Consider the following 20,739-nt stretch of genomic DNA (forward strand, 5'->3'; position numbering starts at 1 on the left):
GCCGGTCTCGGTTGAAGAATGCGGGGATGATAGCCCCGATACCCCCAAGCAACCAGCCCCGGCACACTCGCGTGTGCCGGGGCTGGCAGGGGGACGTCGGGACTGGCCTGTGCGTCAGGCGTCGGGCATGACCTTGTGGTTGGCCAGGGCCTCGATGGCCTTCACCAGAGCCGAGTGGTCGGCCTGGTCGTGGCCCAGGGCAGCACAGGCCTGCATGAGCTGGGCGGCGCTGGCGGTCTGCGGCAGGGCCATCTTGAGCGCCTTGGCGCCTTGCAGGGCCAGGTTCAGGTCCTTCTGGTGCAGCGAGATGCGGAAGCCCGGGTTGAAGGTGCGCTTGACCATGCGCTCGCCGTGCACTTCGAGGATGCGCGAGGACGCGAAGCCGCCCATGAGGGCAGCGCGTACTTTGGCGGGGTCGGCGCCGGCCTTGGAGGCGAACACCAGGGCTTCGCTGACGGCGGCGATGTTGAGCGCCACGATGATCTGGTTGGCCACCTTGCAGGTCTGGCCGTCACCGTTGCCGCCGATCAGGGTGATGTTCTTGCCCATGAGTTCGAACAGGGGCTTGACGGTATCGAACGTGGCCTGGGAACCGCCGACCATGATGGTCAGCGAGGCGGCCTTGGCACCGACTTCACCGCCGGAGACCGGGGCGTCGAGGTATTCGGCGCCCAGTTCATTGATGCGCTTGGCGAAACCCTTGGTAGCGATCGGGTCGATGGAGCTCATGTCCACCACGATCTTGCCCTTGGAGCCCTTGAGGCCCTGGGCCACGCCGTTTTCGGTGAACAGCACCTTCTCGACGTCGGGGGTGTCGGGCACCATGACGAAGATGATGTCGGCGCGCTCGGCTACACCCGCACCCGAGGTGCACACGGTGGCACCCGCGTCCACCACTTCCTTGGGCGCGGCGCCCACGGTGTTGACGAACAGCACGTGACCTGCGTTGATCAGGTGCATGGCCATGGGCGTGCCCATGATGCCCAGGCCGATAAAGCCGATTTTTTGTCCGGATTTGGTCATGTTGTCTTCTCTTTCAGCGATGCTTTATTTTGTGAGGGTCTTGATCCAGCCCAGGCCTTCGACCGTTTTGGTCTTGGGCTTGTACTCGCAGCCGATCCAGCCGGTGTAGCCGATGGCATCAAGGTGGCGGAACAGGAAAGGATAGTTGATTTCGCCGGTGCCCGGCTCGTTGCGGCCCGGGTTGTCGGCCAGCTGGATGTGGCCGATGCGCGGCAGATAGGCCTGTGCCGTGGCTGCCAGCTCACCTTCCATGCGCTGGGCGTGGTAGATGTCGTACTGGATGTACAGGTTGTCGCTGCCCACCGCGTCCAGCACGGCCGCGGCCTGGGCCGTGGTGTTCAGGAAGAAGCCGGGGATGTCGTAGCTGTTGATCGGCTCGATCAGCAGGCGCAGGCCGGTGGCCTTGAGCTTGTCGGCGGCGAACTTGAGGTTGGCCACGAAGGTGGCCTGTGCCTGGTCGCGGCTCACGCCCACGGGCAGCTTGCCGGCCAGGCAGTTGACCTGGGGGCAGCCCAGGGCCTGGGCGTACGCTATCGCCTGGTCCACACCCTTGCGGAATTCCTCCACACGGTCCGGGTGGCAGGCGATACCGCGCTCGCCGCCGTCCCAGTTGCCGGCCGGCAGGTTGTGCAGCACCTGCTTGAGGCCGTGGGTCTTGAGCAGACCCGCGAGTTCGTTCTTGTCATAGGCATAGGGGAAAAGGTATTCCACCGCCTCGAAGCCGGCCGCCTTGGCTGCGGCGAAGCGCTCCAGGAAGGGCACTTCGTTGAACAGCATGGTCAGGTTGGCTGCAAATTTGGGCATCTGTCGTGTCTCCGTCATCGTCGTTGCTTCAGGCCACGGCTGCGGGCGCGTCGGCGCGCTTCTCGGCCAGGTCTTCGAACTCGATGATATTGTCAATTTCAGTACCCATGGCGATATTCGTCACACGCTCGAGGATGACTTCGATCACCACCGGCACGCTGAACTGGGCCATGAGTTCCTCGGCCTTGGCGATGGCGGGCTTGAGCTCGCTGGGGCTGTGCACACGGATGGCCTTGCAGCCCAGGCCTTCGACCACCTTGACGTGGTCCACGCCGTAGCCCTGGGCCACCGGGTCGCCCTGGGTGTTGATGTTCTCGAAGGCCAGCTGCACGCAGTAGTCCATCTCGAAACCGCGCTGGGCCTGGCGGATCAGGCCGAGGTAGGAGTTGTTCACCACGATGTGGATGTAAGGCAGCTTGAACTGCGCGCCCACGGCCAGCTCCTCGATCATGAACTGGAAGTCGTAGTCACCCGAGAGGGCCACGATCTTGCGGCCCGGGTCGGCGGCACGCACGCCCAGGGCGGCAGGCACGGTCCAGCCCAGGGGGCCGGCCTGGCCGCAGTTGATCCAGTGGCGGGGCTTGTAGACGTGCAGCATCTGCGCGCCGGCGATCTGCGACAGGCCGATGGTGCTGACGTAGCAGACGTCCTGGCCGAAGGCTTCCACCATGTCCTGGTAGACGCGCTGGGGCTTCATGGGCACGTTGTCGAAATTGGTCTTGCGGTGCAGGGTGTTCTTGCGCTCCAGGCACTCGCCGGCCCAGGCCTTGCGGTCAGCCAGCTTGCCGGCGGCCTTCCACTCCTTGGCGACCTGCACAAAGAGTTCGAGCGCGGCCTTGGCGTCCGAGACGATGCCGTAGTCGGGCGAGAAGACGCGGCCGATCTGGGTGGGCTCGATGTCTACGTGCACGAACTTGCGGCCCTTGGTGTAGACCTCGACCGAGCCCGTGTGGCGGTTGGCCCAGCGGTTGCCCACGCCCAGCACGAAATCGGAGGCCAGCATGGTGGCATTGCCGTAGCGGTGGCTGGTCTGCAGGCCGCACATGCCGGCCATCAGCGGGTGGTTGTCGGGGATGGTGCCCCAGCCCATCAGGGTGGGGATGACCGGCACGCCGGTGATCTCGGCGAACTGCACCAGCAGATCGGAGGCGTCGGCGTTGATGATGCCGCCACCGGCAACGATCAGCGGACGCGCCGATTCGTTAAGCATGCTCAGGGCCTTCTCGGCCTGGGCGCGCGTGGCGGACGGCTTGTAGGCGGGCAGGGAGGAATAGGTCTCGGGATCGAACTCGATCTCGGCCATCTGCACGTCGAAGGGCAGGTCGATCAGGACCGGGCCCGGGCGGCCCGAGCGCATCAGGTGGAAGGCCTGCTGGAAAGCGCGCGGCACCTGGGCCGGCTCGCGCACGGTGACGGACCACTTGGTCACGGGCTTGGAGATGGACTCAATGTCCACCGCCTGGAAGTCTTCCTTGTACAGACGGGCGCGCGGGGCCTGGCCGGTGATGCACAGGATCGGGATGGAATCGGCCTGGGCCGAGTACAGGCCGGTGATCATGTCGGTGCCGGCCGGGCCGGAGGTGCCGATGCACACGCCGATGTTGCCGGCGTTGGCGCGGGTGTAGCCTTCGGCCATGTGCGAGGCGCCTTCCACGTGGCGCGCCAGGATGTGGCTGATGGTGCCCTGCTTGCGCAGCGCGGCGTACAGCGGGTTGATGGCGGCGCCAGGAACGCCGAAGGCTTGCGTGACGCCTTCTTTTTCCATCACCCAGACGGCGGCTTCGATTGCTTTCATTTTGGCCATGAGGAGTTCTCCTTGAATATCCGAATATCAAAAACGATGACGGACTGTAAAAATTTCCCGGCACTTGCGGAAGACGGCTGGAGTCCATAACATCTATTCCATATCGGAATAAACAAGGCGAAGACGATGGATCGATTGCAGGCGATGGAGGTGTACGTACGGGTGGTGGAAACCGGCAGCTTTTCCAAGGCGGCCAAGGAGTTTTCGATCACCCAGCCCACGGTGACCAAGCTGGTCGCGGCGATCGAGGAGCGGCTCAAGGTGCGCCTGCTCAACCGCAACACACGCGGTGTCAGCGTCACCGAATCGGGGGCGCTGTATTACGAGAAGTGCAAGGTCATCGTGCGCGAATCGGACGAGGCCGACAACATCGTGCGCCTGCGCCAGACCCAGGCCCAGGGCCTGCTGCGCATCGGCACCTCGGTGGCCTTCGGGCGGCGTGTGGTGACGCCGCTGGCGCTGGAGTTCATGGCCAAGCACCCGCAGGTGCAGATCGACCTGAGCTTCGAGGACCGTTACACCGACCTCGTGGCCAATGGCATCGACCTGGCCATCCGCATGGGCAAGCTGGCCGATTCCACGCTCGGTGCGCGTTTCCTGGGGGTCAACCCCTGGCTCATGGTGGCCTCACCCAAGTACCTGCGCAAGCAGGGGGTGCCCAAGCAGGCCGCCGACCTCAGCCGTCACCCGGCCCTGATCTACAGCAGCGTGCTGGGAGACGACGTCTGGCGCATGACCACGCCCAAGGGGGATGCGGTGACGGTGCCGGTGGCCGGACGCCTGCGCTCCAACAACCTCTCGGCAGTGCTGGCCGCGGCGCGCAATGGCTATGGCATTGCGGCCATGCCGCACTACGTGGCCAGCGACTCGTTGAAGTCGGGCCATGTGGTGGAGGTGCTCCGTGGACACACGCTGGCCGAGCAGGAGATCCACGCCGTGTTTCCCAGCCCGAAGCTGGTGCCGGGCAAGGTGATGGCCTTTATCGCCTATCTGCAGTCGCGTCTGGGCGAGAGGTGGTGGTACAACCTTCCCAAGGCCTAGCCCCGGGGCGGGCGCGTCACTGAGTGTTCGTGCCAGGCATGGCCACCAGCCGCACCGTGTGCGGGTTGGGCGGGATGGCTCGACGCGGCTGGCCCTTGGGGCCCTGGCCTTCGCTGAGGGTGTGCAACTGGAAGTTGCCGCTGACGTCCCACAGCCAGGTTTCGATGTAGGTCGCCTGACCCAGGCGTACGGGCGCCGGGAAGGGCGCGGCCTGGCGTACGGTTCGTTCAATCTCGGCGATGACCTCGGGGGCATGGTCGGGCGCGCGCATCCAGTTCAGCGACTGCAGGTTGCCGCGGCGGTCCACCTGGATCTCCAGCACGCCGATGGCGTAGAGAAAGTGCGGCATCACGCCCTTGAAGATGCGTGTGTTGTTCTTGTCGTAGAGGTGGTAGGCCGCGTCCAGCCGGTAGTCGATGGGGGTGTCGGCCGTGGAAACCGGTCCCATGGGCAGGGCAGGCTGCATCGGCTGTGCAGTCACTGGGGCAGCGGGGGGTGGCAGGCTGGCCGTGGGGGCCGGAGCCGTGACGCAGCCGGCCAGCAGGGCCGTGAGCAACAGGGCGCCCAGGGTGGGCAGAAGGGTGCGCGTGGAGCAGATCATTTTCATGGGCGAGAGGCTGGCCGGGCCCGTGTACCCACGGAAGTCGGCCTGCAGGAAGAATGGCGTCTACTTTGCCACAAATGTCAGCATCTGTAACAGGGCCGACCCATCTGGCCCGGGATCGCGTCACGCAAGCCCCCGATGTGTGCTTGCCATGCAACACCGGGGCCCCGGGGTTCACCAGTCGCTGACGAGGCCTGCCGCGCGGGTGGATGACTTCTCGAAGTGTCGGGCCAGGAAGTCCACGAAGGCGCGCACCCGGGCCGCCAACTGGTGCCGCTGCGGGTAGACCACATGGATGTCGGCTGGGGGTGTCTGCCACTGTTCCAGCACCAGACGCAGCCGGCCGCTGCGCAGGTATTTGGCGATGTCCCACTCGGCACGCATCAGGATGCCGTGGCCATCCAGGGCCCAGTTCACCGCGATCTCCCCGTCGCTGGTGCTCAGATTGCCGCGCACCTTGACGGTCTCGGTCTGCTTGCCAGAGCTCAGGCGCCAGATGCCGTACCCCTCGCTGCCCTGACGGATGCCGATGCAGTTGTGCCGTGTCAGGTCATGCGGCACCTTGGGTGTGCCGTGCTGGGCCAGGTAGGCAGGCGACGCACACAACAGCCGGCGGTTGGGAGCGAGCTGGCGGGCCATGACCCGTGCATCGGGCGGCTCGCCGAAGCGGATGCAGACGTCGAAAGCGTCTTCGCTCAACGGCGGTGGATTGACGGTGAGCTGCAGTTCCACCTGGACCTCCGGGTGCTGCTTGACGAAACGCGAGATCAGCGGGGCGATGTGGCTGCGGCCAAAGCCCAGGGTGGCGTTGACACGCAGCAGCCCTTGCGGCGCGGCCACCGCGCTGCCGACGAGTCGCTCCATGTCGTCGATGTCCACGAGGATGCGGCGGGCGTACTGCAGGTAGATCTCGCCTTCCTGCGTCAGGCTCACGCGGCGGGTGGTGCGGTTCAGCAGCTGCACGCCCAGGCGCGACTCCATCTGGGCCAGTCGTTTGCTGACCGCTGCGGTGGAAAGGTTCAGCTCGCGCGCGGCGCCCGAGAAGCTACCGCAGCGGGCCAGCAGGCTGAAGAACGCCATCTCGGTCGGGGGTGAAGTGCTGGCTGTCATTGTTAACCTGAAGTAAACAGTGACATAACTCTAGACCATTTCATTGAGGCTGCACAGCCCTACAGTGCCAGGCAGCACGAGGCGCGCAAAGGGTGCGCCAAACCCACGGAAAGGAAACCCGATGAAGACATACAAGATTGCCTGCATACCCGGCGACGGCATAGGCAAGGAAGTGATCCCGGCCGGCCAGAAGGTGCTGGATGTTCTGGCGGCCCACTTGAAGCAATTCAAGTTCGATTTCACCTCCTTCGACTGGGGCGGTGACTATTACCGCCAGCATGGCGTGATGATGCCGGCCGACGGCCTGGACGATTTGCGTGACAAGGACGCCATGCTGTTCGGCTCCGCGGGTGATCCGCACATTCCCGACCACATCACCCTGTGGGGTCTGCGCCTGAAGATCTGCCAGGGGTTTGACCAGTACGCCAATGTGCGTCCGACCCGGATCCTGCCCGGGATCGACGCCCCGCTCAAGCGTTGCAAGCCGCAGGACCTGAACTGGGTGATCGTGCGCGAGAACTCGGAGGGTGAATACGCCGGCGTCGGTGGCCGCGCCCACCAGGGGCACCCGATCGAAGTGGCGACCGATGTCTCCATCCTCACGCGCGCCGGTGTCGAGCGCATCATGCGCTTCGCCTTCAAGCTGGCGCAATCGCGTCCGCGCAAACAGCTCACCGTGGTGACCAAGTCCAACGCCCAGCGCCATGGCATGGTGATGTGGGACGAGATCGCCCTGCAGATCAGCCAGGAGTTCCCGGACGTGAAGTGGGACAAGGAGCTGGTCGACGCCATGACGGCGCGCATGGTGAACAAACCGGCCTCCATCGACACGGTGGTGGCCACCAATCTGCACGCCGACGTGCTGAGCGATCTGGCCGCCGCGCTGGCCGGCAGCCTCGGCATCGCGCCGACCGGCAACATCGATCCCGAGCGTCGTTACCCCTCGATGTTCGAGCCCATCCACGGCTCGGCCTTCGACATCATGGGCAAGGGTCTGGCCAACCCGGTGGGCACCTTCTGGTCCTGCGTGATGCTGTTGGAGCATCTGGGTGAGATGTCAGCGGCACGCCTGCTGATGAACGTGATCGAGCAGGTCACGGCCAATACCGCGCTGCACACCGGCGACCTGGGAGGCAAGGCCACCACGGTCGAAGTGACCCAGGCTGTCTGTGAACTGATCCGCAAAGCGTCCGTCTGAGACGCGCTCATCTGGCAAAAACACAACGAGGAGACGGTATGAAACTTGAAACGCAGAAGATCCGCGCAGCAGGCCGACAGCACGTCCTGCGTGCCGTGGTGATGGCGCTGGGCCTGTTCGGTGCCGCAGCCATGGCCCAGACCTATCCGGTGCGACCCATCAGCCTCATCGTGCCCTTTCCCGCGGGCGGTACCACCGATGTACTGGCGCGCGCCGTGGGGCAGGAGCTGAGCAAGAGCCTGGGCCAGCCGGTGGTGGTCGAAAGCAAACCCGGCGCCGGCGCCACACTGGGCGCGGACTTCGTGGCCAAAGCCAAACCGGATGGTTACACCCTGCTCATGGGCGCGGTGCACCACACCATCGCCACCAGTGTGTACAGAAAGCTGCCCTACGATTTCCAGAAGGACCTGGTGCCGGTCACGACGGTGGCCCTGGTGCCCAATGTATTGGTGGTGAACCCAGGGGTGCCGGCCAAGTCGGTGGTTGAACTGCTCGCGTTGGCCAAGGCGGCGCCCGGCAAGTACACCTACGGCTCCAACGGCAACGGGACCGGCCAGCACCTGATCGGGGCCCAGTTCGAGGGCATGGCAGGTGTGCAGCTGCTGCACGTGCCCTACAAGGGCAGCGGGCCGTTGACCACCGACCTGCTGGGTGGCCAGATCACCATGTCCTTCGACACTATCACGCCGGTGCTGCCGCACATCAAGGCCGGCAAGCTGCGCGCCCTGGCGGTAACCACCAGCAAGCGCTCGGGCGCCTTGCCGGATGTGCCGACACTGGATGAAGCCGGCCTGCCGGGCTTCAATCTCGGGACCTGGTTTGGCGTGCTGGCACCGGCCGGAACGCCCCGGGACATCGTGGTGCGGCTCAACACGGAGATCGTGAAGCTCATCAACTCGCCAGACTTCAGAAAGCGCATGGAAGATATCGGCGCGGAGCCCGTGGGCAATACATCCGAGCAGATGGCGCAGCAGATCCGTGACGACACCGAGCGTTTTGCCGACCTGGTCAGAAAAGCCAAGGTCAGCATCGATTGAGGTCCGGGGCGGGTTACGGCCGGGTTACGGCGTCACAATGGTGGCTGGAGACAAGAATGAGCCACCCCGATCCCCGCACCCAGCCCCGTGAATTTCTCACGCACCTGTACCAGGCCGCCGTACGGCGCGCCCTGCCGCTGCACAACACAGCCGCCTTCCTGCCTCCACCGCCCAAGGGGCGCACTGTTGTCATCGGCGCGGGCAAGGCGGGGGGCGCCATGGCCCAGGCCGTCGAAGCCCTGTGGCCGGCCGGGGCCCCGCTGTCGGGCCTGGTGGTCACGCGTTACCACCACATACCACCGCGCCCGGCGGGTTTGAAGGAACGCATCGAGGTGATCGAGGCCTCACATCCGGTGCCTGACGCGGCTGGCCTGGTCGCTTCGCAGCGCATCCTGCAGCTTGTGCAGGGCCTGACAAAAGATGACCTTGTGCTGTGCCTGATCTCGGGTGGCGGCTCGGCGCTGCTGACGCTGCCGGCCGAGGGGCTGACGCTCGAAGACAAACAACGTATCAACAAGGCGCTGTTGGCCAGCGGCGCCAATATCGGCGAGATGAACTGCGTGCGCAAGCACCTCTCGCGCATCAAGGGTGGGCGCCTGGCCGCAGCCTGCGCGCCGGCCCAGGTGGTGACGCTGACCATCAGCGACGTACCGGGCGACGACCCTTCCGTCATCGCCAGCGGCCCCACCGTGCCCGACGCCACCACCTGCGCCGATGCATTGGCCATCCTGAAGCGCTACCAGATCGAAGTACCCGCGCCTGTGCAGGTGGCGCTGGAACAGGGCGCGCTGGAAACGCCCAAGCCCGGCAGCCCGATTTTCAAAGACCAACCCGTGCACATGATCGCCACGCCCCAGCAGTCGCTCGAAGCCGCGGCCGAGGCGGCGCGCGCAGCGGGTTTGAACGCCTACATCCTGAGCGACGAACTTGAAGGCGAGTCGCGCGAGGTCGGCAAGGTGCACGCGGCCCTGGCGCGTGCGGTGGCCCACCGGGGCCAGCCCTTTGCCAAACCCTGTGTCATCCTCAGCGGCGGCGAGACCACGGTGACGGTGCGCCCGGTGCCGGAGGGTGAAAAGCGCGGCAAGGGTGGCCGTGCCGGCGAGTTTTGCCTGGGCCTGGCCCTGGCCCTGCAGGGCCAGGCCGGGGTCTGGGCCCTGGCGGCCGATACCGACGGCATCGACGGGATGGAAGAGAACGCCGGCGCCTGGGTCGAACCCCGCACGCTGGCACGTGCCCAGGCGCAGGGCATGAAGGTGGAGCGCTACCTGGACCGCAACGATGCCTACGGCTATTTCCAGGCACTGGGCGACCTGGTCGTGACCGGGCCCACCCACACCAATGTGAACGATTTCCGGGCCCTGCTGGTTTTGTAGACCCCGGCGACCGGCTTTCGTGCTTGGTCTTTGACATGGCTCAAGGCCCAGGCTGCCTGGGGGCGGCACAGTGGTGCCATGCTTTCCCTGGAATTCATGTCTACCAGTGCCGAGCGCCGTCACGCAGCGGCGGGCACCGTGCTGCTCAAGCGCGGCAGCACGCCCTCGACGGTGTATTACGTGGAGTCCGGACGCGTGGCCCTGGGGGTGCTCGACGGCGACGCCCTGGCGCATCAGCTGGGAGAGATCCAGGGCCCGTTCTGGCTGGAAGCCACGGGGGCTGTGCTGGGGCTACCCTGTGTCGTCGACGCGGTCGCGGAAACCGATGTGGAATTGCGGCGCATCCCTCTGGCGCGTTTCCGGCAGGCGCTGGCGGCCATGCCGGCCGCCGCGCGCACCGTGCTGCACGATGTGGCTACCGCCCATCGCCGTCAGACCGAGCTGGCCGTAAGTCGCCTGGCCAAGGACGCCGAAGCACGCTGCGCCGAATGGCTGCTGCGCCATGCCCAGCCCGGCGAGCGGGGCGCGCTGGCCGTGCCGCTGGAACAGCGCAAGCGCTTGATCGCCGCACAACTTGGCATTGCACCGGAGACCTTGTCGCGCGTGCTGCGGCATCTGCGCGAGCGCAGCCTGATCAGCGGCACCGGTCGTGTACTCAATGTGTTGGACCCGGGCGGGCTGCGCGTGCTGGCCGGGGTCTGACCCGGCACCATGAAGAAAGCCGCCTGAACAGGCGGCTTTCTTGTTTCAGGCGCACATCGCCTTGATGTCGGCCGGGATCGGGATCGCGCGTATGCCTTTGCCGTTTTCGCGGTGCGCGGCAAAGATGCGTACCTCGTCGCATTCCATGATCAGGTCCACCGAGCCGTCGGGGTTTTCGCGTTTGATCTGGTAACGCTGCACGAAACTCTTTTCGCGCCACTCGGCCACCTGGGTGTGGATCTGCAAGGTGTCGCCATAACTCGCGGTCTTGACGAAACGCGCGTGCGTGTCCACCAGAGGTGTGCCGATCAGCCCACTGCTCTTCTCGGTCTCGTGCCAGGGCGGTACGCCGCACTGCAGGAAGAAGTGGCGCGAAGCTGCGTCGATCCAGCGGAAGAAATTGGGAAACCAGACGATGCGTGCAGGGTCGCAGTCGCCGAACTCGACGTGCTGGGTGTAGACGATGGTGCGGGGGGAGGGGATGTCGGTCATGGCGGGGAATCAAAAAGCCCCTCCGCTTGGGAAGGGGCAGGTCGGAGGGGCTCAGTCGCCCGTGATCTTGCGTTCGCGGATCAGGGCGCCGAAGCGCTTGGAGTCGTCGGCGGCTTTGGCAGCAAAAGCCTGAGGGCTCATGGGGGCGGCTTCGCCACCCAGGCCGGCAATGCGCTCCCTGGTGGCCGGGGTGTTGAGGATCTTGTTGATCTCGGTGTTCAGGCGCGTGACGATGGCCGCCGGCGTGCCGGCCGGGGCGTAGAAGCCGAAATAGGTATCGGCGTCGAAGCCCTTGAGGCCGGCTTCCTCGACGGTCGGGGTGTCCGGGAACATGGGCGAACGCTTGGGGCTGCCCACGGCCAGCAGCTTGAGGCGACCGGCGCGCACATGCGAGAGACCGATGCCCGGGTCGAAGGCAAAATCGATCTGCCCGGCCAGCAGGTCGTTGAGGGCCGGCGCTGCGCCCCGGTAGGGCACGTGCACGGCAAAGGTGCCGGTCATGCTCTTGAACATTTCTCCCGCCAGATGCGGCGAGCTGCCGTTGCCCGGTGAACCGTAGGAGAGCCTGCCCGGATTGGCCTTGAGGTAGCTCACGAACTCCTTGGCATTGGCCACCGGCAGGTTGGACTTGGCCAGCAGGAAAACGGCCACGCGCGCGACCGAGGCCACGGGCACGATGTCCTTGTTCGGGTCAAAGGGCATCTTGGGATAGATGTGCGGGTTCACCGAGACGGTGCCGCCCGAACTCATGAGCAGGGTGTAACCGTCGGCCGGGGACTTGGCAACCGCATCGGCGCCGATATTGCCACCCGAACCCGCGCGGTTTTCCACTACCACGGGCTGGCCCAGCACGTCCTGCAGGGGGGCTGCCACCATGCGAGCCAGCACGTCGGCCACACCGCCGGGCGGGAAGCTCACGATCACCTTGACCGGTTTGATCGGGTAGCTCTGCGCCTGGGCCATCGGGAGGGCGCCGGCCGTGGCCAGCAATGCCGTCAGCAGGGTGCGCAGGCCCAGGCCGGGAAGTGAAGGGAAACGATGCATGTTGTTGTGCTCCTTGTGGATTGCGTGAATCCTGAAGATGATCGAATGGAACAGGGCGGACTCAGCCCATGCGGCCGGGAAGCCAGAGGGCAATGGCCGGGAAGGCAATGAGGATTAACAGGCGGACCAGGTCGCTGCCGATGAAGGGCAGCACGCCACGGAAGATCTGGGTGAAGGTTACGTCCTGCACGACGCTCTTGATGACGAACACGTTCATGCCCACCGGCGGGTGGATCAGCCCCAACTCCACCGTCATCACGATGATGACGCCGAACCAGATCGGGTCGAAGCCGAGCTGGACGATCAGCGGGTAGATGATGGGGACGGTCAGGATGATCATGGCCATGGCATCCATGAGGCAACCCAGCACCAGGTACATGCCCATGATGATGGCCAGCAGGGCATAACGCCCCAGGCCCAGACCGGTGAGGAATTCGGTGACCTTCTGCGGTGTCTGCGTGATGGTCAGGAAGTAACCGAACAGCAGCGCGCCGATCAGCACTGTGAAGACGGCTGCCGAGGTGCGCGTGGCTTCCAGCAGGGCTTCGCGGATCTGCGCGCGGCTAAGCTTGCGGCGCAGTATGCCCAGGATGAAAGCGCCGACCGCTCCCATGCCACCTGCCTCCGAGGGCGTGAAGAGGCCGCCATAGAGACCGCCGATCACGAAGACGAAGAGGGCCAGTGGCGCCCACACGTCCTTGAGCGCCACCAGGCGTTCGCGCCAGGACTTGCGTTCGCCGGCGGGCAGGAAGCCCGGCTTGGCCATGACGATCAGCGAGATGGTGAGGATGTACAGCAGGATGGCCAGCAGGCCGGGCACGACACCAGCCATGAAGAGCTTGCCGATGTCCTGCTGGGTCAGGATGGCGTAGACCGCGAGCACGGTGGAGGGCGGGATCATGATGCCCAGCGTGCCACCGGCGGCGATCACGCCGGTTGCGAATGACTTAGGGTAGTTGTAGCGGCGCATTTCCGGGTAAGCCACCTTGGAGAAGGTGGCTGCGGTGGCAACCGAGGAGCCGCAAATGGCAGCAAAACCGCCGCAGGCCAGCACCGTGGCCACGCCCAGGCCGCCGCGCAGGTGGCCCATGAAGGCATTGGCGGCGCGGAACAGCTCGCGGCTAACGCCGGAGACGGAAACGAAAGCGCCCATGAGCATGAACATGGGGATGACCGCAAAATTCTGGTCGGTGACCGTGCGCATGGTGGTCTGCCCGACCATCTTGAGGGCGGGTTCCATGCCCACCAGATAGCCATAGCCGGTGACACCCACCAGGCCCATGGCCATGCCCACGGGCACGCGCAGCAGCATGAGGACGAAGAGAACGACAAAGCCGATGCCGGCCACGAGATCGGTATTCAAGACGGGAGCCTCATTCGCTGGTGTGTTGTTCGGGATGTTCTTCGATCAGCTCGGGCTGGAACATCAGGCGCCAGGTTCGGATGGCGATCAGGAGGACGGCCGCAATGTCGCCCAGCCAGGCCACGGCAAAGAAGGGCCAGGTCGGCAGGTGCAGGTCGTAGGTGAGCACGTTGTCGCGCCAGGTGACGAGCACTTTGTCGAACAGGGTGTAGGTTTGCACCACCACGACGAAGAGCAGCACCAGCGTGGCAAAGATGTCGATCCAGCGCTTCGTGCGCCGGCTGCCGGCGCTCCACAGCAGATCCACCGTGATGTGGGTGCCGCGGTAGCTGGTGGCGGCGATGCCCCAGAAGATCAGGATGCCCAACAGCAGAGAGCCGAAGTCGTAGGCATCCGGGATGGACGTGTCGAAGAACTTGCGCAGCATCACTGCGAGGAAGATGTTCAGGGCGACGATACCGACGAAGATCGCGGCCAACCACTCGATCGTGTCGATGACACGATCCATAGAATTGCGTTTCACGCAGGACTCCAGTAACGGGAAAAGCGAAGACCGGGCGATGCCTTGCGGCACCGCCCGCGTCGATTACATACCGGCCTTGTACTTGACGAGTTGCTGCTTCAGGCCGTCGAGCACGGCCTTGGGGTCCTGGCCAGTCTTGTCCTTCAGATCCTTGGCCCATTCGGCTTCCACCGGGGACACCGCCTTGCGCCAAGCGTCCAGCTGCTCTGGGGTCAGCTTGTAGACCTCATGGTCCGGCAGTGCGCCGAGTTTGGCATGGCCGCCGTATTCGAAATCGGCCCAGTCGCTCGCGACTTTCTCTGCCCATTCGGTGGTGCAGTGGTCATCGACGACCTTCTTCTGCGCCGCGGAGAGCGAGTTGTACTTGCCCTGGTTCATGACCCAGACGAAAGGCGTGACATAGAGCGGCACATCCATGTGGTACTTGACCACTTTGTCGATGCCGAACAGCGGGATCGAACCCCAGGGGAAGGTCACCGCGTCAGCCACGCCGCGCTCGATGATCTCGCGTACTTCTGGTGCGGAGGACTGCACATTGGTTCCACCCAACAGGGTGACCATGCGACCGATACCTTCGTGTGCAGGGCGGATCTTCATGCCCTTGATGTCGGTCGGCAGCACGATCTTCTTACGCGAGTGGAAGGTTCCGGGGTCATGCACGAAAGCAAAGCAGAACTTCACGTCCTTCATTTCCTTGGCCGCATAGTTGCGGTACCAGGCGTCGACGGCGGCCGAGCCGCCCTTGCCGTTGGCGATGATGAAGGGCAGGGATGAGGCGGCGAAGACGGGGAATCGGCCCGGCTGATAGCCCGGGTTCACGTAGGAGAAATCGGCGATGCCGTCACGTGCCATGTCGTAGTGATCAAAGGCCTTGCCCAGCTGCTGGGCCGGGAACATGGTCGCGCTGAGCGTGCCTCCGGAAGCCTTCTTCATGCTCTCGCCCCAGGCGACCAGGGACGGGTTGAGCGGGTGTTGGGCCGGTACCCAGCTGGAGAAACGGAACATGACCGGCTTGTCCTGGGCTTGCGCCGGTGAGGCGGCGCAGAACAGGACGGCGGCGCAGGCTGCCGCCAGGCGGGTCAGGGATTTGAGTGCTTGGTGTTGACGCATAGTCTCCTCTTTATGGTGGTTGAAATCATGCGGGACGGGTCACTCTACTGTGAGCGTGTCGCCCTGTATATGCGCGTAATTACTGCCCCGGCCCCTCAGGTCTGGCCTGGCCGGCGCCGCATCCAGCGGACTGGTTGTTCCCTGACGGGGCGGGCCGGCGCGCCATGTTGCAGCAGGGTACGGTCGAGGGCTTTGCCTGCGTCGTCGGCCAGAGCCGCCTCGCGGACGGTTGCAATGGCGCTGGCGCGTGCGTCGTCGCTCGCAAAGTGGCCGGCCGTGGCCAGGTGCTGAACCACATGCAGCAGGTTGTCCTTGCCGCGTTCGTTGGTGCTGCCATAACCCTTGATCAGGCGGCCGCACTGGGCCACTTCATGGCCACTGGCCCAGTGGCGCTGCGTGCTGCTGACCACGGCGGTCAGCCACTGCTCGATCAGCGCCTGTTCGGTGACATAGCGGCTGCCCAGGGGGCGCAGCGCGCGCAGCACGGCCAAGCCGCGCAGGGCCAGCATGCCGAAGACCGAGTGCGTGCCGATCTTCAGCGGCAGGGCCCATGGTGTCTTGCCTGCCAGCACGCGCCGACGATCCCAGGCCAGCACGCGTTGCGCCAGGCCCGTGGGCAGCAGGGCGGCGAACTCGGGCGCGCCGGGTTTGAAGTGGTCGTAGAGCTTGAGCAGGTCGGCTTTACCGGCCTTCACCTCGCCCTGCACACGCGACCAGCGGCTGGCGCGGCTCTTGAGGTCGGCCACGCGGATGATGTCGTCAAAGGCCATCCACAACGCGAGCCAGCGCGCCATCTCGCGCGTGATCGCCCAGCCGCGGGTGCCCTGCGGGTCGCTGGTGCGCTCGGCGGCCAGCACCTGCTGCAGGCGCTCGACGTAACGCCGGGCATAGGCCTGGTTCTGGTACTCGACCAGGCGCGCATGGCCCAAGGCGATGATTTCGTGCAGTACACCGGGAAAAAGCGCGGCCAAGTTGGCAGGCAGGGCGGGCACGGCAGCGGACGGGGCCACCGGAGCAAGCGGCTTGGGGGCCAGCACCTGTTCGATGTACTGCGCCTGGGTGCGCTGGGCCTGCACGGCGTCAAAGCCCAGGGCGAAACCGCGCAGGCTGGCCTGGGCGCTGCCACCACTGTCTTTCAGGATCACTTCGTAATCGGCACGGGCCATGGGCAGCAGGCCGCTGGCGGCGATGCAGCCCAGCATCACGGCGCTGACCACGGTACCGGCCTGGCGCGTGAGTTCGGCCATGTCCAGCACGTGGTGGGCGCGGCTGTGGGTGGTGATGAGCTGGAGCAGGCCCTGCGCGTCGCGCCGGCCGTCGCCCATCTGCATTTTTTCCATGGTCGTCAGCGCGCGGGCCGTGGAACTCAGCACCAGGGTGCGGTCGCCGCTGGCATGGCCCAGGCTGATCTGACGCACGGTTTCCAGCAGTTCGCTGGAGACCAGGCCATCGAGTCGCCCCGGCATAGGGTAGAGGCCCAGCACAGGGCGCTGGCCGCCCAGCTGGTCCATCGGCACGGGGAAAACTTCGAGGTAGTAGGTGGTGGCGCCGGTGCGCTGCGCGACGCCGGGGATGGAGGTGGCTTGCACGGGATAGCCGGCATGGCGGGCGGTCTCGACCAGCCATTCGGTCAGCACGCCGCCGCCTTCGCCACCGAGGGCGCAGAGCAGCAGGGAAATGGGATGTTGGTTCATGCGGGTTGCAGCATCTTGACGAAGGACTGGCGCAGGCCGGCCAGCAGGCGTTCATGCCAGCTCGGGTTCTGCACGACTTCGGCGCGGTAAAAGGAGGGGCACAGCGTGGCCGCGTGCGCGTTGGCGCCGCACAGGCCGCAGCCCACGCAGCCGTCGATCACGGTGGCCACCGGGTCCACCTTGAGTGGATCAGGGTTGTCCTTGAGCGTGAGCGTGGGGCAGCCCGATAGGCGGATGCAGGCGTGGTCGCCGTTGCAGACGTCTTCGTCCACGCCGTACTTGACGCGTTCGACGCGCTTGCCCTTTTTCAGCAGGCTGGCCAGCCAGGGCTTGATGCGGCGCTGGCGTTCCAGCTGACACTCGCCCTCGGCAATGATGACCTTGAGGCCATTGAAATCGGAGGTGAAGGCGTCGATCAACGTGCGGCGCACGTTCTCCACCTCGTAGGTGGTCACGGTGCGCAGCCACTGCACACCCAGGCCCTTGAGCGTGGTCTCGATGGTCTGGTTGGTGTGCACCACGCTGTCGCGCTTGTCGACGGCGGCATCCTTGGCCTCCTCGCCTGGTGTGGAAATGATGTCCTGCGTGCCGGTGGCCGAGGTGTAGCCGTTCTTGAAAATCAGCAGCACGGCGTCGTCGCCGTTGAACAGCGCACTCTGCACACCGGTCAGCAGGCCGTTGTGCCAGAAGCCACCGTCGCCCATGACCGAGAGCACACGCCGGTTCATCATGGGCGAGACACCGGCGCGGCTGGCCAGGGACATGCCGTAACCGAGGATGGAGTGACCGAAGGAGAAGGGCTCGAAGGTGGCGAGGGCGTGGCAGCCGATGTCACCCGCGACGTGCACGTCGCCCACCTGTTGTTGCGCCAGCTTGAGTGCAGAGAACACCGGCCGCTCCGGGCAGCCTATGCACATGCCCGGCGGGCGAGCCGGCAGGGGCGAGCCCAGGTCCTTGGCAATGGTGGCGCGGCGATCGCGGTTGCTTTGCAGCCATTGGGGCACGGTGGTCGGCAGCAGCTCGGAGCGATAGTGGCGCAGGAATTTCTCCAGGCCGCCGGCCATGACCTCGGCCGAATACTCACCTGCCATAGCCAGCATGTCCTTGCCGTGCAAGGGTGTCTGGATGTCGGCGCGACGCAACATCGTGGCGAGTTCCTGCTCGATGTACTCGGGCTGGCCCTCTTCCACCATGAGCACGGCGCGCTTGCCGATGCAGAACTCGCTGAGCTCCTCGGGCACCAGCGGATAGGTCACGTTGAGGACCAGCAGCGGGATGTCGGCGTTGCCGAAGGCATCGGCCAGGCCGAACTGCTGCAGGGTGCGGATCAGGGTGTTGTACAGGCCGCCCTGTACCACGATGCCCAGGTCGCTGTGCTTGCCGGCGAACAATTCGTTGAGCTTGTGTTCGCGGATGTACTGGCGCGCGGCCGGCACACGTTGTTCGCTCTTGAGCTTCTCGTGGCGGAAGGTCACGGGCGGGTGGGCCAGGCGCTCGTAGTTGAAGCTGGCCGGTTCTTCCATCAGATGGCGGGTGGACACCTTGGAGATGCGGTTGTCCTTGGCCTGGAAGCTGCCGCGCACATGGCAGGCGCGGATGCGCAGCTCCAGGATGGCTGGCATGTTGGAGGCCTCGGACAGGGCAAAGCCGTGCTCCACCATGTCGACCATGCGCCCCAGATCGGGTCGTGGGTCGAGCAGCACCATGCCGGACTTGAGTGCGTAGGCGTGAGTGCGTTCCTGGATCACGCTGGCGCCCTCGCCGTAGTCCTCACCCACGACGATGAGCACACCGCCCGTGACACCGGGCGAAGCCAGGTTGGACAGCGCGTCGGCCGCGACGTTGGTGCCGACGATGGACTTCCAGGTCACGGCGCCGCGCAGCGGGTAGTGGATGGAGGCGCCCAGCATGGCGGCGGCCGAGGCCTCGTTGGAACAGGCCTCGACGTGTACGCCGAGTTCGTCCATATAGGGCTTGGCCTGCACCATGACGTCCAGCAGGTGCGAGACCGGGGCGCCCTGGTAACCGCCCACATAGGCCACGCCGGACTGCAGCAGGCCCTTGGTGATGGCCAGGATGCCTTCCCCATGAAAGGTCTGGCCCTGGCCCAGCGCCAGCGACTTGATTTCCTGGCTGAATGAAACTTCCACGTGTCTTCCTCGGTGTTTTTTAGGGGCAGCCCGCAAGTGTCCACGCCCGGGCTTCATTAATCAATAAAATAACGTGACTATCGATTATTCGAAATATGCATATCAAGGACCTGGATCTCAACCTCTTGCGCGTGTTCGACGCGGTCTACCGCGCGCGCAAGGTCGGCCGGGCTGCCGAGATGCTGGACCTGACCCAGCCCGCCGTGAGCCAGGGCCTGACCCGTTTGCGCCTCCTGTTGCAGGACCCGCTGTTCATGCGCGTGGGCGGTGGCGTGCAGCCCACACCGCGCGCCGCGCGTCTGGCGCCGGCCGTGCGCAGTGCCTTGAACCTGCTGGAGCAGGCCCTGGGCGAGGCCGCGCAGTTCGACCCGCTGCGCTCGAACAAGACCTTCCGCATCCACATGAGCGACATTGGTGAGGGCCGTTTTCTGCCCGACCTCATGGTGGCCCTGCGCGAGCGCGCGCCCGGTGTGCGCATCGAGACCCTGCCCGTGCCCGCGGCCAGCATGGCCGACGCGCTGGACAGCGGGCAGGTGGACTTCGCCTTCGGTTTCCTGCCCACTGTGAAGGACACGCAGCGTGTGCAGCTGCTCAAGGACCGTTACATCGTCATGCTGCGCGCCGGCCATCCCTTTGCGGCGGCCACACGCCGGCGCAAGGGGGCGGGCCTGCTGGCTGCCCTGCACGAACTGGAGTTCGTGGCCGGGCGCACGCATTCGGACACCTTGCGCATCCTGCAGCTGCTCAAGCTTGAAGACCGCGTGCGCCTGACGGCCGAGCACTTCATGGTGCTGCCGGCCATCGTGGGCGCCACCGATCTGGCCGTGGTGATGCCACGCAACATCGCCCAGGGGTTTGCGGCCAGCGGGGCCTACACCCTGATCGAGCCGCCCTTTCCCCTGCGTGACTTCACGGTCTCGCTGCACTGGAGCCGCCGTTTCGAGACCGACCCGGCCAATCGCTGGCTGCGCGAGACCCTGGTCGAGCTGTTTTCCAGCCCCTGAACTGACTCCCTACAATCCCCGCATTCCCAGGAAATACCCACCATGAGCATCAAGAGCGACAAATGGATCCGCCGCATGGCCGAGCAGCACGGCATGATCGAGCCCTTCGAGCCGGGCCAGATCCGGCAGGACGCCGCCGGGCACAAGATCGTGAGCTACGGCACCAGCAGCTACGGCTACGACATCCGCTGCGCGCCCGAGTTCAAGGTCTTCACCAACATCTACAGCACGGTGGTCGATCCGAAGAACTTCGACGAGAAGAGCTTTGTGGACATCGAGAGCGACGTCTGCGTCATCCCACCCAACAGCTTCGCGCTGGCGCGCACCATGGAGTACTTCCGCATCCCGCGCAATGTGCTGACCATCTGCCTGGGCAAGAGCACCTACGCGCGCTGCGGCATCATCGTCAATGTCACGCCCTTCGAACCCGAGTGGGAAGGTTACGTGACGCTGGAGTTTTCCAACACCACACCGCTGCCGGCCAAGATCTACGCCGGCGAGGGCTGCGCCCAGGTGCTGTTCTTCGAAAGCGACAAGGACGATGTCTGCGAGACCAGCTACAAGGACCGCGGCGGCAAGTACCAGGGTCAGCGCGGCGTGACGCTGCCAAAGACCTGATCGCAGCTCGGCACGCCGGTCTTGTGCCAGGCGGCATGAAGACCG

The 20,739-nt window shown here is 65.4% G+C and carries 19 protein-coding genes; 7 read left to right on the forward strand and 12 right to left on the reverse strand.

Features of this window, described 5'->3' with window-relative positions:
• Positions 1-114: 114 nt before the first annotated feature.
• The 3 genes from glxR to gcl are packed head-to-tail and all read right to left on the reverse strand — an operon-like array spanning position 115 to position 3,631.
• Positions 115-1,023, reverse strand: coding sequence for a 2-hydroxy-3-oxopropionate reductase (glxR, locus tag AC07NT_RS01960; RefSeq protein WP_498598111.1), 909 nt, complete (start codon positions 1,021-1,023; stop codon positions 115-117).
• Between the two features lie 24 nt (positions 1,024-1,047).
• Positions 1,048-1,827, reverse strand: a complete 780-nt coding sequence (hyi, locus tag AC07NT_RS01965) for a hydroxypyruvate isomerase (RefSeq protein WP_498598110.1) — start codon at positions 1,825-1,827, stop codon at positions 1,048-1,050.
• Positions 1,828-1,855: 28 nt separating this feature from the next.
• A complete protein-coding gene (gene gcl / locus AC07NT_RS01970) occupies positions 1,856-3,631 on the reverse strand; it encodes a glyoxylate carboligase (protein WP_498598109.1) in 1,776 nt (591 codons plus the stop codon).
• A gap of 126 nt (positions 3,632-3,757) precedes the next feature.
• Between gcl and AC07NT_RS01975 the strand changes: the two genes are divergently transcribed.
• Positions 3,758-4,672, forward strand: coding sequence for a LysR family transcriptional regulator (locus AC07NT_RS01975; protein ID WP_498598108.1), 915 nt, complete (start codon positions 3,758-3,760; stop codon positions 4,670-4,672).
• Between the two features lie 16 nt (positions 4,673-4,688).
• On the opposite strand, the gene AC07NT_RS01980 is transcribed toward AC07NT_RS01975, so the two are convergent.
• Together AC07NT_RS01980 and AC07NT_RS01985 are read right to left on the reverse strand one after the other, a co-directional pair.
• Entirely contained in the window at positions 4,689-5,279 is a 591-nt protein-coding gene (locus tag AC07NT_RS01980) for a hypothetical protein (protein ID WP_498598107.1), read from the reverse strand.
• 171 nt (positions 5,280-5,450) lie between these two features.
• Positions 5,451-6,386, reverse strand: a complete 936-nt coding sequence (locus AC07NT_RS01985) for a LysR family transcriptional regulator (protein ID WP_498598106.1) — start codon at positions 6,384-6,386, stop codon at positions 5,451-5,453.
• Positions 6,387-6,507: 121 nt separating this feature from the next.
• On the opposite strand from AC07NT_RS01985, the gene AC07NT_RS01990 reads away from it, so the two are divergent.
• From AC07NT_RS01990 to AC07NT_RS02005, 4 genes are all read left to right on the forward strand, one after another.
• Complete coding sequence (locus AC07NT_RS01990) at positions 6,508-7,584, forward strand: tartrate dehydrogenase (protein WP_498598105.1); 1,077 nt, start codon at positions 6,508-6,510, stop codon at positions 7,582-7,584.
• A gap of 101 nt (positions 7,585-7,685) precedes the next feature.
• On the forward strand, positions 7,686-8,621 hold the full coding sequence (locus AC07NT_RS01995; protein WP_498598513.1) for a Bug family tripartite tricarboxylate transporter substrate binding protein: 936 nt from the start codon (positions 7,686-7,688) through the stop codon (positions 8,619-8,621).
• A 56-nt stretch (positions 8,622-8,677) separates the two neighbouring features.
• Complete coding sequence (locus AC07NT_RS02000; protein WP_498598104.1) at positions 8,678-9,994, forward strand: glycerate kinase type-2 family protein; 1,317 nt, start codon at positions 8,678-8,680, stop codon at positions 9,992-9,994.
• A 78-nt stretch (positions 9,995-10,072) separates the two neighbouring features.
• On the forward strand, positions 10,073-10,696 hold the full coding sequence (locus AC07NT_RS02005) for a Crp/Fnr family transcriptional regulator (RefSeq protein WP_498598103.1): 624 nt from the start codon (positions 10,073-10,075) through the stop codon (positions 10,694-10,696).
• A gap of 45 nt (positions 10,697-10,741) precedes the next feature.
• Here AC07NT_RS02005 and AC07NT_RS02010 read toward each other — a convergent pair whose 3' ends face one another.
• From AC07NT_RS02010 to AC07NT_RS02040, 7 genes are all read right to left on the reverse strand, one after another.
• On the reverse strand, positions 10,742-11,188 hold the full coding sequence (locus AC07NT_RS02010) for an acyl-CoA thioesterase (protein ID WP_498598102.1): 447 nt from the start codon (positions 11,186-11,188) through the stop codon (positions 10,742-10,744).
• 51 nt (positions 11,189-11,239) lie between these two features.
• Entirely contained in the window at positions 11,240-12,232 is a 993-nt protein-coding gene (locus tag AC07NT_RS02015) for a Bug family tripartite tricarboxylate transporter substrate binding protein (RefSeq protein WP_498598101.1), read from the reverse strand.
• Between the two features lie 61 nt (positions 12,233-12,293).
• A complete protein-coding gene (locus AC07NT_RS02020) occupies positions 12,294-13,595 on the reverse strand; it encodes a TRAP transporter large permease (protein ID WP_498598100.1) in 1,302 nt (433 codons plus the stop codon).
• Positions 13,596-13,605: 10 nt separating this feature from the next.
• A complete protein-coding gene (locus AC07NT_RS02025) occupies positions 13,606-14,118 on the reverse strand; it encodes a TRAP transporter small permease (protein WP_498598099.1) in 513 nt (170 codons plus the stop codon).
• A gap of 63 nt (positions 14,119-14,181) precedes the next feature.
• Positions 14,182-15,228, reverse strand: coding sequence for a TRAP transporter substrate-binding protein (locus AC07NT_RS02030; RefSeq protein WP_498598098.1), 1,047 nt, complete (start codon positions 15,226-15,228; stop codon positions 14,182-14,184).
• Positions 15,229-15,323: 95 nt separating this feature from the next.
• The gene (locus tag AC07NT_RS02035; protein WP_498598097.1) at positions 15,324-16,922 is read right to left on the reverse strand and encodes an indolepyruvate oxidoreductase subunit beta family protein; all 1,599 of its coding nucleotides are present in this window, start codon (positions 16,920-16,922) and stop codon (positions 15,324-15,326) included.
• Positions 16,919-19,072, reverse strand: coding sequence for a thiamine pyrophosphate-dependent enzyme (locus AC07NT_RS02040; protein ID WP_498598096.1), 2,154 nt, complete (start codon positions 19,070-19,072; stop codon positions 16,919-16,921). The genes AC07NT_RS02035 and AC07NT_RS02040 overlap by 4 nt, the downstream gene beginning before the upstream one ends.
• Positions 19,073-19,167: 95 nt before the next feature.
• Here AC07NT_RS02040 and AC07NT_RS02045 point away from each other — a divergent pair, with 95 nt between their 5' ends.
• Positions 19,168-20,076 carry a LysR family transcriptional regulator gene (locus AC07NT_RS02045; protein ID WP_498598095.1) on the forward strand — a complete coding sequence of 303 codons (909 nt, stop codon included), beginning with the start codon at positions 19,168-19,170 and terminating at the stop codon, positions 20,074-20,076.
• Positions 20,077-20,118: 42 nt separating this feature from the next.
• Positions 20,119-20,694, forward strand: coding sequence for a dCTP deaminase (dcd, locus tag AC07NT_RS02050; RefSeq protein ID WP_493032952.1), 576 nt, complete (start codon positions 20,119-20,121; stop codon positions 20,692-20,694).
• The last annotated feature ends 45 nt before the right edge of the window (positions 20,695-20,739 follow it).

It is taken from the genome of Hylemonella sp. GW821-FHT10B10 (genome assembly GCF_059415585.1).

What these genes read in the sequence shown, in the direction of transcription:
- AC07NT_RS02000 (WP_498598104.1), top strand. Translation starts at nt 8,678, where the DNA reads ATGAGCCACCCCGATCCCCGCACCCAGCCCCGTGAATTTCTCACGCAC.
- AC07NT_RS01990 (WP_498598105.1), top strand. Translation starts at nt 6,508, where the DNA reads ATGAAGACATACAAGATTGCCTGCATACCCGGCGACGGCATAGGCAAG.
- hyi (WP_498598110.1), bottom strand. Translation starts at nt 1,827, where the DNA reads ATGCCCAAATTTGCAGCCAACCTGACCATGCTGTTCAACGAAGTGCCC.
- AC07NT_RS01980 (WP_498598107.1), bottom strand. Translation starts at nt 5,279, where the DNA reads ATGAAAATGATCTGCTCCACGCGCACCCTTCTGCCCACCCTGGGCGCC.
- AC07NT_RS02045 (WP_498598095.1), top strand. Translation starts at nt 19,168, where the DNA reads ATGCATATCAAGGACCTGGATCTCAACCTCTTGCGCGTGTTCGACGCG.
- AC07NT_RS02030 (WP_498598098.1), bottom strand. Translation starts at nt 15,228, where the DNA reads ATGCGTCAACACCAAGCACTCAAATCCCTGACCCGCCTGGCGGCAGCC.
- AC07NT_RS02010 (WP_498598102.1), bottom strand. Translation starts at nt 11,188, where the DNA reads ATGACCGACATCCCCTCCCCCCGCACCATCGTCTACACCCAGCACGTC.
- AC07NT_RS02015 (WP_498598101.1), bottom strand. Translation starts at nt 12,232, where the DNA reads ATGCATCGTTTCCCTTCACTTCCCGGCCTGGGCCTGCGCACCCTGCTG.
- AC07NT_RS01985 (WP_498598106.1), bottom strand. Translation starts at nt 6,386, where the DNA reads ATGACAGCCAGCACTTCACCCCCGACCGAGATGGCGTTCTTCAGCCTG.
- glxR (WP_498598111.1), bottom strand. Translation starts at nt 1,023, where the DNA reads ATGACCAAATCCGGACAAAAAATCGGCTTTATCGGCCTGGGCATCATG.
- AC07NT_RS02035 (WP_498598097.1), bottom strand. Translation starts at nt 16,922, where the DNA reads ATGAACCAACATCCCATTTCCCTGCTGCTCTGCGCCCTCGGTGGCGAA.
- dcd (WP_493032952.1), top strand. Translation starts at nt 20,119, where the DNA reads ATGAGCATCAAGAGCGACAAATGGATCCGCCGCATGGCCGAGCAGCAC.
- AC07NT_RS02005 (WP_498598103.1), top strand. Translation starts at nt 10,073, where the DNA reads ATGCTTTCCCTGGAATTCATGTCTACCAGTGCCGAGCGCCGTCACGCA.
- AC07NT_RS01975 (WP_498598108.1), top strand. Translation starts at nt 3,758, where the DNA reads ATGGATCGATTGCAGGCGATGGAGGTGTACGTACGGGTGGTGGAAACC.
- gcl (WP_498598109.1), bottom strand. Translation starts at nt 3,631, where the DNA reads ATGGCCAAAATGAAAGCAATCGAAGCCGCCGTCTGGGTGATGGAAAAA.
- AC07NT_RS01995 (WP_498598513.1), top strand. Translation starts at nt 7,686, where the DNA reads ATGGCGCTGGGCCTGTTCGGTGCCGCAGCCATGGCCCAGACCTATCCG.